Annotated in this window: 9 protein-coding genes; 3 read left to right on the plus strand and 6 right to left on the minus strand. The window is 55.2% G+C overall.

The features are described from left to right. Positions 1 to 89: 89 nt before the first annotated feature. Both NYE33_RS02090 and odhB read left to right on the plus strand, forming a co-directional pair. The gene (locus NYE33_RS02090; protein WP_042133021.1) at positions 90 to 2957 is read left to right on the plus strand and encodes a 2-oxoglutarate dehydrogenase E1 component; all 2868 of its coding nucleotides are present in this window, start codon (positions 90 to 92) and stop codon (positions 2955 to 2957) included. Between the two features lie 58 nt (positions 2958 to 3015). Next, positions 3016 to 4362 (plus strand): 2-oxoglutarate dehydrogenase complex dihydrolipoyllysine-residue succinyltransferase, encoded by a 1347-nt coding sequence (odhB, locus tag NYE33_RS02095; RefSeq protein ID WP_341064587.1) that lies wholly within the window; start codon positions 3016 to 3018, stop codon positions 4360 to 4362. Positions 4363 to 4825: 463 nt separating this feature from the next. Here odhB and NYE33_RS02100 read toward each other — a convergent pair whose 3' ends face one another. From NYE33_RS02100 to NYE33_RS02120, 5 genes are all read right to left on the minus strand, one after another. After that, positions 4826 to 5809 (minus strand): hypothetical protein, encoded by a 984-nt coding sequence (locus NYE33_RS02100; RefSeq protein ID WP_156118515.1) that lies wholly within the window; start codon positions 5807 to 5809, stop codon positions 4826 to 4828. Further along, a complete protein-coding gene (locus NYE33_RS02105; protein ID WP_052421640.1) occupies positions 5770 to 6384 on the minus strand; it encodes a sigma-70 family RNA polymerase sigma factor in 615 nt (204 codons plus the stop codon). The genes NYE33_RS02100 and NYE33_RS02105 overlap by 40 nt, the downstream gene beginning before the upstream one ends. A gap of 427 nt (positions 6385 to 6811) precedes the next feature. Then, entirely contained in the window at positions 6812 to 8080 is a 1269-nt protein-coding gene (locus NYE33_RS02110) for an L-lactate MFS transporter (protein ID WP_042133015.1), read from the minus strand. Positions 8081 to 8215: 135 nt separating this feature from the next. Beyond that, on the minus strand, positions 8216 to 8947 hold the full coding sequence (locus NYE33_RS02115; RefSeq protein WP_042133014.1) for a LytR/AlgR family response regulator transcription factor: 732 nt from the start codon (positions 8945 to 8947) through the stop codon (positions 8216 to 8218). After that, positions 8944 to 10548, minus strand: a complete 1605-nt coding sequence (locus tag NYE33_RS02120) for a sensor histidine kinase (protein ID WP_197074377.1) — start codon at positions 10546 to 10548, stop codon at positions 8944 to 8946. The genes NYE33_RS02115 and NYE33_RS02120 overlap by 4 nt, the downstream gene beginning before the upstream one ends. Before the next feature lie 206 nt (positions 10549 to 10754). Here NYE33_RS02120 and NYE33_RS02125 point away from each other — a divergent pair, with 206 nt between their 5' ends. Next, a complete protein-coding gene (locus tag NYE33_RS02125; protein ID WP_341064591.1) occupies positions 10755 to 11333 on the plus strand; it encodes a nucleotidyltransferase family protein in 579 nt (192 codons plus the stop codon). Positions 11334 to 11473: 140 nt separating this feature from the next. Here NYE33_RS02125 and NYE33_RS02130 read toward each other — a convergent pair whose 3' ends face one another. Beyond that, positions 11474 to 12991 (minus strand): methyl-accepting chemotaxis protein, encoded by a 1518-nt coding sequence (locus NYE33_RS02130; RefSeq protein WP_076243533.1) that lies wholly within the window; start codon positions 12989 to 12991, stop codon positions 11474 to 11476. Positions 12992 to 13551 lie beyond the last annotated feature (560 nt).

The following is a 13551-nucleotide window of genomic DNA, read 5'->3' on the forward strand; positions in this document are numbered from 1 at the left end:
ATGAGAATGAAACCGCAAACATCGCAGCTCCGCTAAGCGGTGTTCCTAATATACCGCATGTGGAGTTTATCCGTTAGGAGGACCTACTCATGGCCGTCAAAGAGCCCTATAACGAATCTGTCTGGAGCAAGTATTACGGTCCCAATCTGGGCTACATTCAGGAGAAATACGAGCAGTTTGTCAAGGACCCCACTTCCGTAGAGCATCATTACCGCGACCTCTTCACAGTATCCGGCCCGCCTCCCCTGGCTCCGGATGCCGTCAAGACGCCTCCCCCCGCCATCTCAGGAGATACAGAGTGGCTCAGGAAAGCCGTTAAAGCTTCCAAGCTAATGGCTAACATCCGAATATACGGCCATATGGCTGCCGATATCGATCCGCTGGAGCGGAGCACCAACCCGATGGCGAAATGGCTGGAGATCGAGACCTATGAGCTGACGCGCGAAGATCTGAATGCCCTGCCGGCTTCATTGATCTGGGAGAATGCCCCTGAGGGCGTGCATACCGCTATGGATGCCGTTCACAGAATGCGCCAGGCCTACACACAGACCATTGCCTATGAATTCGGGCATGTGCATGACGAGCGTGAGCTGCGCTGGCTCAACAGCCAGGCGGAATCCACAACGTCGCCTGCTCCACTGAACCATGCGGAACGCAAAGAGCTGCTGAAACGCCTGATTCAGGTAGAGCAGTTCGAGACCTTCCTGCATAAGACCTTCGTCGGCCAGAAGCGCTTCAGCCTGGAGGGCAATGATGCCCTCGTGCCTATGCTGGATGAAATTGTCCGCGCTGCCGCACATGACGGCGCAGAGCATATCCTGATGGGTATGGCCCACCGCGGAAGACTTAATGTGCTTGCCCACATTCTGGGCAAACCTTATGATATTATTTTCTCGGAATTCCATCATTCGCCGAACAAGGAGCTCTTCCCGTCCGAAGGCTCCATGGGTGTCACCTATGGCTGGAGCGGGGATGTGAAATACCATCTAGGCGCCGACCGCGCCGTCCGCGAAGGCGAAACTGTGCGTACCCGCATCACGCTTGCGAACAACCCGAGCCATCTCGAGTTCGTGAATCCGGTCGTTGAAGGCTTCACGCGTGCAGCCCAGGAGGAACGGGGCACCCCAGGCCTGCCTAAGCTGAATACGGACAAAGCCATGGCCGTGCTTATGCATGGCGATGCCGCCTTCCCTGGTGAAGGCATTGTTGCGGAAACACTTAATATCGGCAAATTGCAAGGTTATCAGAATGGCGGCACTGTGCATATTATCGTCAATAACCGGATCGGCTTCACCACCGAAAGTGAAGATTCCCGCTCCACGCATTACGCCAGTGATCTGGCGAAGGGCTATGAGATCCCGGTAGTGCATGTCAATGCCGACGACCCCGAAGCCTGTATTGCTGCCGTCCGTATGGCCAGCGCTTACCGCCATTTGTTCAAGAAGGATTTCCTGATTGATCTGATCGGGTACCGCCGGCACGGCCATAATGAGATGGATGATCCGGAAACCACCCAGCCGGTGGTTTATGGCAAGGTCCGCAACCACCCTACCGTCTACCGCATTTATGCGGAACGCCTGCAGCGCGAGAAGGTCGTTACAGCCGATGAGGTGAAGAACATGATTGCCGAGGCCGAGAGTGTGCTGCAGCAGGCCTTCGAGCAGATGAAGGAAGGGAAACAGAAGAACGCCGAATCCAAGACTTCGGTCGTCCTGGATACGGGAACACCGGTGCACCGCCCTACAGCGGTTCCGCTGGCCAGCCTCCAGGAGATTAACCGTGAGCTGCTGAGCGTACCGGCCGGCTTCACAGTCTATCCGAAGCTGGAGCGGATTCTGCAGCGGCGCAAGGATGCGCTGAATGACGGTGAACGGGTAGACTGGGCGCTGGCCGAAACCCTGGCCTTCGCTACCATTCTGAAGGACGGCACGCCGATCCGCCTCAGCGGACAGGATTCACAGCGCGGCACCTTCGCTCACCGCCACCTTGTCCTGCATGACAGTGAGAGCGGGGAGCTCTTCTCCCCTCTTCACCAGCTTAAGGATTCCCGCGCCTCCTTCGGCGTCTACAACAGCCCGCTGTCAGAAGCCTCTGTACTCGGCTATGAATACGGCTATAATGTATTCGCACCGGAGACCTTCGTGCTCTGGGAAGCGCAATACGGCGATTTCGCCAATGCCGCCCAGGTCATTATCGACCAGTTCATCTCTGCCGGACGCGCCAAGTGGACACAGCGCAGCAATCTTGCGATTCTGCTGCCGCATGGATATGAAGGCCAGGGACCGGAACACTCCAGCGGCAGGCTGGAACGTTATCTGCAGCTCTCCGCCGAGGAGAACTGGACCGTAGCGAATCTGACCTGCGCGGCCCAGTATTTCCATCTGCTGCGCCGTCAGGCTGCACTCTGCGGACAGCCCGACGCCCGGCCGCTGGTAATCATGGCACCGAAGAGCCTGATCCGCAATCCGCGCAGTACCTCGGCCGGTGCTGATCTCGCCTCCGGCAGCTTCCAGCCGGTGCTTCCGGAACCGCTGCTCGGCAGCAAGCCCGAAGAGGTCAAGCGCCTGGTGGTATGCAGCGGCAAGGTCGCCATCGACCTGCAGACTGAGCTGGAAGCCGCCCGCGGACAGGACTTCTCCTGGCTGCATATTCTCCGCCTGGAGCAGCTGTATCCGTTCCCGGAACGTGAGCTTGGCGCACATCTCAGTTCGTTCCGTTCCCTGCAGGAAATCATCTGGGTGCAGGAGGAACCGAAGAATATGGGCGGCTGGAGCTACGCCGAACCCCGGCTGCGCGCCATTGCCCCGCAGAATGTTACCGTCCAGTATATCGGACGTCCGGATCGCTCCAGCCCGGCCAGCGGTTATGCGGATGTGCACAGCTTCGAGCAGCGGCGCATCGTTAGAGAAGCCCTGAAACTAAACGCTCAAGTACAAGCACCTGTACCGTCTTCCTGACAACAGCAAGGCGGTCTCTCGATAACGTAAACTACTATATTTGGGGAGGTAACGGCCTGTGTCCGAAATTAAAGTACCCGATTTGGGCGAATCCATTTCCGAAGGAACGATCTACAAATGGCTGGTTAAAGAGGGCGACACTGTCGGCCAGGGCGATGTGCTCGCGGAGCTTGAGACCGACAAAGTCAACCTGGAGATCAGTGCGGAGGAGGATGGTGTCATCTCCTCCATCCTGCGCCAGGCGGGCGAGAACGTTGCTGTTGGCGAAGCTATCGGCATTATCGGCAGCGCCGACGGTGCGGCAGTAGCCGGAGGCGGCAAGCCGGAAGCAGCAAGAGCAGCGACGGGCAGCAGCGCCCCTGACGGCGGTAAGCCGGAAGCGGCAAGTGCAGCGACGGGCGGCAGCGCCCCTGACGGCGGCAAGCCGGAAGCGGCAATTGCTCCTGCCGCCTCCGAAGGTGCGGCGGCGGGCTCTGCGGCCCTGGCTTCGCCGGGGGCGCGCAAGCTGGCCCGGGAGCGGGGCATCGACCTCGGCGAGGTCAGTGCCCGCGACCCCATCGGCCGGATCGGCCAGGCCGATGTGAACGGCCATGGCGCAGCCGTGCCGGAGGCCGCTGCGCCTGCAGCTCCGGCGGCGGGGGCGCGGCCGGAGCCGGTGAAGCCGCCCGCGCCGGCGGGCAAGGCGCCGCATGCCGAGGACGGCAAAGCGACCGAGCGCAAGCGCATGTCGCGCAGACGGCTGACGATTGCCAGCCGCCTGGTCGAAGCGCAGCAGACGGCTGCCATGCTGACCACCTTCAACGAGGTGGACATGACCGCTATTCTCGACATCCGCAAACGCCGCAAGGATGCCTTCAAAGAGAAGCATGAGGTCGGACTCGGCTTCATGTCCTTCTTCACCAAAGCCGTGATCGGCGCACTCAAGGCTTATCCGCTGCTGAATGCCGAGATCGATGGTGAGGATCTCCTGCTGAAGAAATACTATGACATCGGCATTGCCGTAGCTGCCAAGGAAGGCCTGGTCGTGCCGGTCGTCCGCGATGCCGACCGGCTTAGCTTCCCGGAAATCGAGCGCAAGATCGGCGAGCTCGCCTCCAAAGCGCGCGCCAACACGCTCAGTCTGCCGGAGCTGCAGGGCGGTACCTTCACGATCACCAACGGTGGTGTATTCGGATCTCTGCTGTCTACGCCGATCCTCAATACGCCGCAGGTCGGCATTCTCGGCATGCATAAGATCCAGCTTCGTCCGATCGCCTTGGATGAAGAGCGGACAGCCAACCGTCCGATGATGTATGTCGCCTTATCGTACGATCACCGGATTGTGGACGGTTCAGAGGCGGTAGGCTTCCTTGTCAAAGTCAAGGAATTACTGGAAGATCCAGAGGCGCTGCTGTTGGAGGGCTAAGCCCTCCTCCCGCGGCATCCTTCATTCCTCATACGTATGAACACCAAAGGCATCCGCAGAGCGTATTCGCTCTACGGATGCCTTTTTGGATTCCTTTTTGAATACCTTTTAATACCTAAATTGAATTCAATCTATTCACTTAAGCTGCTGGCTGCTCAACGATGAATATTTGGACTTCCGGCTGCTGTTTAAGCAAGAGTTGCCCGATTCATCCTTTGCACATGGAGTGCTTATTACAATCCTGCACAGAATACAACATTTCCCTCAATAACACGGCCTAAATCTATAATTGTTGCACAAAATGCAGCAATTCCCTCGTTCCAGGCCGATTAACGAAGCTATTGTTGTATTTCATACAACAATCCTACTGAACAGCCGGTATTTATGAACCAATGTTGCAGTACGTACAACATTTATGCCTGTATAGACTGAACTTAACAAAATCACTCACCAGAACCGCCGCCTACAGCCCGCCCCGGATCAATTCACCCGCCAAATCCAGCAGCTGCTCCTTGGTCAGCTTCCGGTCACCGTAGGTGGTGACAATATAATACGCATCCTGCTGCTCGTTGTACCAGTTCAGGTAATGGTAGCTTATATCCGGCCGTACCTCTGGCTTGTCGGCGTGATTGTATACGATCTCACGGCCCTCTACCTCCAGCTTCTCTGCGGCCACCTCCGGTCTTAGCATGACCTGCACATTGCCTCCATGCAGCAGGGTAGCCCCTATTTCGATGACCGCCCCTTCTCTGGTATACTTGCCGCCAATAGAAGCCGCTTCGGTCCACGGGATCGCCTTCATGAACAGATTGCGGCCGGTATTCTGCTTCGCCTCAGCCATCAGTTCGTCAAGAGTCTGACGGTAAAGCGGATTTTCATCGCGTTCCGCGGCTAAGGGTGAGCCGGGGTGTATCGTGCCATACTTAAATTCATAACCTCCGGCTTCCTTGGGCAATACAGGCGTCTTCAATTTATTCATCTCTCCAAGGAAAGCCGGGTAATCGGTCAGACGCAGCTCCTTGCCTGCAAACTGCAGTGCCGATTCCGCCCCTTCAGGAAGCTTCTCTCCTCTAACGAAATAGGCGATCAGTTCCCCCGGTTTGGCAAAATCCATCAGCTTCCATGCGTATTTGTTATACGCAGCCGGCGGTCCCGGATTGGGGTTCTCTGCCTGATGCTGTACCTTCACCTCGCCTGCCTTATTCCGGATCTGAATATACTCCGAGGCAGCGTAGGCTGTTACTGTGATCAGCAGCAGCATGACCAGCATCCCTGTGAACGCAGCCGTTTTACCGGCGAGTCTGATCCCGCGCGGACTCCGCTTCTGTTCAATCCCCCGCACACGGGCCATAACTCTATCAGTAACCTCAATCACGGATAGCTGCTCTTCACGGACTGCAGCGTCTCTTATATCTTGGTACTCATTGCCGATTCCTGCCCGTTCCATGATATCCCCTCCTCCGCTTGCATCGTTTCCCGCACTTTTCGTTTGATCCGCTCCATCCTTTTATGCAGTGCATTAGGCGTAATATTCAGAATTGCGCTGATCTCCAGAAAGGTCTGCTCTTCAAATACCCGCAGAACAAGCAAATTCCGTTCCTCCAGCGATAGCCGTCCAAGTGCAGCCTCCAGCGCCGGACTGTATAGCCGCTCTTCCAGCGTCTGCTCCGGACCGGCCGCTGCCGCCGTATCGGGACGGAACACCCGCAGGAAGTGCCCCTGCATCCGCCGCCGGCGCAGCAGATTCAGACAATGATTGCCGGCAATCCGGTACAGCCAGGCTGAGAAGCTGACGGTGGGCTTGTACCCCCTAATGGATTGATAGGCTTTGACCAGTACATCCTGCACCGCATCCTCGGCATCCTGCCTGTTCCCCAGCATCCGGCAGCAATACCGGTAAACCGGCTGCTGAAAAGCATCTACAATGAACGCAAAGGATTCCTGCTCCCCTTGTTGAACCCTGATAATGGCCGCCTCTACCTGCCGCATATCCGGCATATTCTCCTGTGACGTTGCCCTCACCTCCTTGCTTGTATATCTCTATAACACCTGACTTCTGCAAAAAGTGCCTACCGGCACAACTTTATTCGAGTAAAAACGGTTGTACGGGTTTCATCCTATGTAGTCTTTCAATCCAATATAATATAACTTTAGCAGATTTATTGAAGGCTGATTTATGCACTTTCCACCTCTCATCCAGCCCCCTCCGGACTCTTACCCCTCTCCACAGAAAAAAAAGAGACCTCCCCCTCCGCTCACGCGGAAGTATGGACATCTCTTCTCCAAAACCAGTCTCTTGGTCTTCAGCACTCTTTTTTACAGTACTCTTTCTCTACAACACTCATTGCCCGTCATTCTCTTACTTTACAGCACTCTTGGTCTGCCATTCTCTTTCTCTACGACACTCTTTGTCTCTGTTTCTTTCAAGCCAACATCAATCTCTATATGGTTAAGCCGTATGCCGTGAAGGCTTCAGGCTCATTCCCTTTACTTTTGCCTGCCCTGCTACCGGAGGCTTCAGGGAAACCGCCAGGATGCAGGCCAGGATACACAGCAGACCAATCACGATGAACGTAGGCTTGAACCCGCCCAGGAACGCGGCGATGAACGAGCCGGACAACGCACCGATGCCGAAGCCCTGATAGACAACGCCATAGTTCTTGCTGTGGTTCTTCAGGCCGAAGAAGTCGCTGACAATCGCCGGGAATACGGTAATATTACCTCCGAAGCAGAAGGCAATCGCCGCCACACAGGTGAAGAATATGCCGTAGCTCAGGGTGGCGTAGCTGAGAGTAAACATCGCTACAGCCGTAACAGCCAGCGTTACACTAATCAGCTTCAAGCGGCTCATGCGGTCGGATAATGCACCCAGAATCAGGCGCCCGGCCGTATTAAAGATCGCGATCATCGCTACAGCATTCGCTGCTGCCGCAACATCCAGTCCGGCCAGCTGCACACCGATATCCTTCACGATGCCGATCAGATAGAGGCCGCTCATGCAGGCGGTGAAGAAGATTACGAACAGCAGGTATGCTTCCTTCGTGCGGAGCATTTCTTTAACAGTGTAATCTTTCGGCACAATAATGGCTCCAGCGGCAGCCTTCACCCGATCCCCGGCAGCCATAGCCGCCGATGCCGGGGCCGCCACTGGCGCTTCCCGGACCAGCATTGAGCCGATTACGATCATAATCATCACCATGAAGCCCCAGTACAGAAAAGCATTCGACACGCCCGCCGACTCAATCAGGCTGCCGTTGATATATTTGAAGATTAGACTGCCCGTGCCGTAAGCACCTACGGATACACCGGAGATCAATCCCTTATTCTTGGGGAACCACTTAATCAGGTTGGATAGTGAAGTAATATACGCTGTACCGTCTGCGTACCCCACAACTACGCCAGCCAGCAGGTAGAACATCGGGAGGGAGCTGGCCTGCGAACTTAGAATCAGACCAAGCCCCAGCATAATCCCGGCAGCAGCGGTCAGTCTGCGGAGGCCGAACCGGTCCTGCAGTTTCCCCGCGAACAGAGTCGCGAAGGCCAGAGCAAAGCTGGTGATGGAAAAAGTTATCGAAACAGAGCTGAGCTCCCAGCCGAATTTGCTGACAAGATGGGCATTGAACAAGCTCCAGGTGTAGATTGTACCGAGTCCCATTTGCATAATCACTGTACCTAGCACGATGAGCCACCGCTTGCTGCCTGGCGTAGTCGTAGTCATGGGTGATTCCCTCTTTCTCTCTAATATCGCTTCCAAAGTAACTTCAAGGCTTGCTTTGCCTCTTCATTGTAGCGAAAAGATGCTGACTTAAGAGAAATCCGGAATGAGATGACGCAAACGGGGAATGAACTGCCGCTAGAGGCGCATGATCTGCCTGAATTCCTTCACCTTGCCGCGGCTGACCGGCACTTCGAAGTCCAAATCACGCAGCCGGAGCAGATAGGTGTTGTTGAACCAGGGGATGATTTCCTTGATCTTGGACAGATTGACGAGATACGAACGGTGGCAGCGGAAGAACTGCTCCTGCGGCAGGCGGCTATGGAATTCGCTGATGCTTAAGGCCATGCTGTACTCCCCGTCTTTGGTAATTACGCTCGTTGTTTTCTCCTGCGCCGAAGCATAGTAGATCTCGTCTGTATCGACGACGATGATCTTTTCATTTTTCCACAGATTGACCTTACCGCTGCTGAGCTTGACCGGCTCTTCTTCCCCCTGGCGGCTCCTGGCCGCAATGGCCCCCTCCAGCTTCTGCAGCATCGCTTTGATCCGCGTCTCGCTGTAAGGCTTCAGGATATAGTCGAACGCTTCGATCTCGAACGCCTCGGCGGCATGCTCCTTATAGGCTGTGATGAACACAATATAGGGCTTGACCGCGAAACGGCTAATATTATGGGCCAGCAGCACGCCGTCAACCGAAGGAATATTGATATCCAGAAAAATCACATCCACCGTATCCGTCTGCAGATACTTCAGCGCATCCAGCCCGTCTTCGAACTCGGCGGCAATCTTGAAACTGCTGTGTGCCTGTATCAGAAAAGCAAGCTCCTGCCTCGCCAGCACTTCATCCTCGACAATTATCGCTCTCATCGCTGCTCCTTTATCACATCAAAGTAAATTTCCGTACCCTTGGCAAGCCGGCGGATCGTCAGACCCGTGCCATAGATCAGCTTCACCCGCTGGTGCACGTTGTACAGTCCGATTTTGTTCCCTTCCATGCTGCCGCTGTAGACCTTGGCAATCGTCTCTTCACTAATTCCCGCTCCGGTGTCGGCAATTCTCACCCTTACGCTGTCCCCGTAGTCTTTGACTGAAATATCCACAGTGCCATTGCCCTTCTCCTTCAAAATCCCGTGGACAATCGCGTTCTCCACCAGCGGCTGAATAATCAGGCTTGGAATACGCACCGCCACCTCATCAATATCGTACAGAACGGTCAGGCGGCTGCCGAAGCGGGCCTTCTCAATCTCCACATAATGCTGGACCTGCTGCAGCTCCCGGCGGATATCAATGGACTCATCGGTCAGCTCCAGATTATATCTCATATACCCCGACAGGTTGACGATCAGCTCGCGCGCCTTGTCCGGATCGATCCGGATCGAGGAGATAATGGCATTCAGCGCATTGAACAGAAAATGGGGGTTGATGCTCGTCTGCAGCGCCTTCAGCTCAGCCTTGTTGGCCATCTCCTTGATCCCCTCCACCCGCGAAACCTCCATTAGTGTAGAGATGATTTGTGACAGCCCGACTGCCATTGCCTGAAGGGAATAGGTGATTTTATGCGCATTGGTATAGTAAATCTTGAGCGCCCCCGTCACTTCACCCTTCTCCTTCAGCGGAATAATGATCAGCGAGCGGATGCCACGGTTCATGTACTCGGTATCGTCATCGCGGATGGTGATCTCCCCGCTCTTCAGCGTCTGCTTGGTCTCTTCACTGATAATCTCATTAGCCTCGGCATAATACTCTTCACCGACACCGACATAGGCCAGAATGAACCGCGTATCGGTAATCGCCACCGCATCCGCTCCGATATCCTCCTTGATAATCCCGCAGATGGTACGCAGCGACTCTGGATTAATATTGCGGAAATACGGAAGCGTCTTGTTGGCAATATCCAGCGCAAGCTTGGACTGCTTAGCCGCAATCCGTTCCTTCTCCCCCTCGACACTCTGCACGAGCGTAACAATTAGCCCGACACTGATCTGACCGATAATCATCGGAAAAGCAATCTTCGACACAATATCCACACCCAGCGAATAAGGGTCCGCCATGATCAGAATCAGCGCCATCGTCAGCGCCTCACAGGCCATTCCGGCCGCGATACCGGCGATCCAGCGTCGTTCCGGTGAGGTGCGCCGGTAGATGATCCCTGATACAAGCCCTGCTGTGATGCTTGTAATCAGACACGGAAGCGAGGTGACCCCGCCGATATCAATCAGGAAACGGTGCACCCCCGAGATAATCCCGGTAATCAGCCCGACCCAGGGGCCGAAGAGAATCCCGCCAGCCATAATGGCGATAATCCGCACATTGACCAGCGACCCTTCCACATTAATCCCGCTGTAGGTTCCGAAGATGGCGAACAGGCTGAAGATCACCGTTACAATCGCCAGCTCCTGCGGCGCATATATCCCTTTGGCAAAAATCTCTTTAAAGCGCGGCAGCCGGGTCAGTACGAACAGACACATCAGCAGCAGCGCCGCCCGCTCAAACAATTGCAGCAGAATACTCAGGTTATGTTGCACATTCAGGCCCCCATCGGACAATCTATCGGTCCATTATAAAGCCTTATTTTTCAGAAAAAAAGACCTTCTGCGAAGCATACACTTTCCGCTCCATCCGGGCTATAATGGATTATTGTCTTCATTTCAGCAGAGAAAGAAGAGATTATACAATGATAATAACCAGTGAAGCAGACATTCTCCGGCGGGTGATGGAAGATGCCTGGATGATGGATATTCTGAAGGCTGCCGGAACTTTGCAATTGCCGGACTGGTGGGTCTGCGCCGGATTTGTGCAGTCCAAGATCTGGGATGTGCAGCATGGTTTTACGGAGAGAACACCCCTCGCGGATATTGATGTGATCTATTATGACCCCGGCGACCTGCGGGAGGAAGTGGAGAAATCGTGGGAAGCCCAGCTGAAGCGCCGGTATCCCGGAATCCCCTGGTCAGTCAAGAATCAGGCCAGGATGCATACCGTCAATAACCTGCCGCCCTATTACTCGTCCACAGACGGCATGTCCAAATTCCCCGAGACGGCAACGGCGCTTGGACTCTCCCTGGACGGGAATGGGGAAGTAATTCTGGCCGCACCTCATGGAATTTCGGATGTCATTCAGCTGGTATTGCGGCCCTCGCCTTACTTCGCCGCCCATCCGCATCTGCTGCCTATTTATGAGAAGCGGATTGCAGGCAAGAACTGGCAGAGCATCTGGAGCGGGCTGCGCAGCCTCCCGGCTGACGCTACCTAGTCCGGGCTGAGACCCGGTACAACCCGCAAAGAGCAGCAGGTACTCCCTGACCGGGGCAGCCTGCTGCTCTTTTTTACAAGACAATGTTATCTGCTTCGTACAGTTATTCTTCCTCAGCTATCCCGCCGGAACACTCTAGTTTACACCGCCAGATCTATCCCCACCACACCTACAATCTCTCCGCGGCCATCCTTAATCGCTCTGGAGAGCGTAATGCAGGAACGTTTGGTAATCGCCGAAACATACGGCTGCGAGACGTACTGGCCTTCATTCATGGCCCCGTTCCACCAGTCACGGCGTTTGGCATTCAGGAGTCCTGCCGCAGGCTCGGAGTAAATGAACGTGCCATCCGTCCGGTTGGACCAGATCGCCTGCACATCCGGAGCCTTACGGATACAGGAAGCAAGGACGCTGCTATGGCTGTCTGCATCCGGTGAATACAGCTCCTGCTTAGCTGAGAGCTCCTCCAGCAATACCTGCATTTCCTGCAGCCGTCCCTCGTACCCGCTCATCTCGATCACCCCGCGTGCCGCAATTGCATTCACTGATTGCTGCAGGGATTGCGACTCCATGAGCAGGCTGGCGCTGATATTATTCAGCTGGCCGATCTGGGACCGCTGCCGGGTGACCTGCTCCAGCGTCAGGTCCACACCTGCGATGGTCTCGTTGACAATACCCACTGCACCGCTGAGTTCGGCTGTCACCTCATCAATCAGCCTGCTCTGCCGCGCAGCCGCAGCGACTGATTCAGCTACCGCCGTCCCCACCTCTTCTATTCTGTCCGAGATATCGCCGAGACGCCGCTTCACGGTTGCTACTTCATTCACACCGTGCTCAACTGCCGATTGCTCTTTCGTAACCGACTCCAGCACCTGCCGCACTCCGTTATTGATATCGAGCAGCACCTCCGTGGAGCGGTCTACCGAACTCCGGCTCTGGTCGGCTAACTGCCTGATCCGGCTGGCCACTACCGCGAAGCCCCGCCCCTGTTCACCCGCCCGCGCAGCTTCAATAGAAGCATTGAGCGCCAGCAGCGAGGTTTCGTTGACAATGCCGACAATCAGCGAGTTAATCTCCTCCACCATGGCAATATGGCCGCTAAGCGTCGTGAATTTGTTCAGCATATCTCCGCTCTGCTCCTGTAGCTCCTCCATGACCTCATCTGTATTCTTCAGTGAATCCACCATCTCGGCCATTCCCGAGCGGGTCGCCTGCATGGTCGCCCCCAGCTTCCCGGTCAGCTCCTCTATATGCTGCGTCACCGCCGCTACTCCGCCCATGGTGGCAAAAGCACCCTCAATATTGGCCTTAGCCTCATTACTGCGCGTCTGCAAATCCACTTCGTATGCATGTGAATAGTCTGCCGTCTGCTGCAGCCCTTCCGTATGGCGGCTAATTTCCTCGAGCGCCCCATGCAGCCGGTCCGAGGTGACAACAATCTCATTGCCGAGCAGCTCCACCTTGCCCCGGGATTCCGCCAATTGCCGGTCCTTGAGGACTCCGCCGTGATAGCTGTCCAGCGCAAGTCCGCCGAGCGCCGCCACTAGCAGCAGATAGATCACCTTATGCATCCAGTACATATCAACCCATAAGCTGTACACACCTACAAGCAGCAGTAAAACAACGACTAGAACGGCCTTCCCCCGGCGAATACCCATCTTCAACGTTCACTCCACTCTATCATGTTATGTATTCTAACATTATATCAGCAGAGTAAAATTAAGGAAACCATTTCTATACCCATCCTCCACTTACGGCGTTCCGCTCCACTCCACCCCCCGCCTGCCACAACAAGTGGATAAACGTATCTTAATTTGACCGTTTCTTACGAATGAACGGAAGCAAGTAGATTAACAGCACCTATTTATGTTAGTTTTCGCTACTTTGGCTGAATTGGGGTAATTTAAGTGTTCTTTTTCCAACTATTGGTTTGGCAGCACCTTTTCGCGCATCAGCAAGTGGAGGAAATCCATCTATTTCTGCTCCGCTAGCTTCAAGCTAACTAGCACCAACTTTTCCCGCTCCCGCATATTCTTCAGACTCGACAAACCGGTAAAACAGTTGAAAACGAGGAGTATTGGGTTGGGTTGGGTTGGGTTGGGTTGGGTTGGGTTGGGTTGGGTTGGGTTGGGTTGGGTTGGGTTGGGTTGGGTTGGGTTGGGTTGGGTTGGGTTGGGTTGGGTTGGGTTGGGTTGGGTTGGGTTGGGTTGGGTTGGGT

Source organism: Paenibacillus sp. FSL R10-2199, assembly GCF_038000235.1.
Taxonomy (GTDB): domain Bacteria; phylum Bacillota; class Bacilli; order Paenibacillales; family Paenibacillaceae; genus Paenibacillus_AQ; species Paenibacillus_AQ phytohabitans.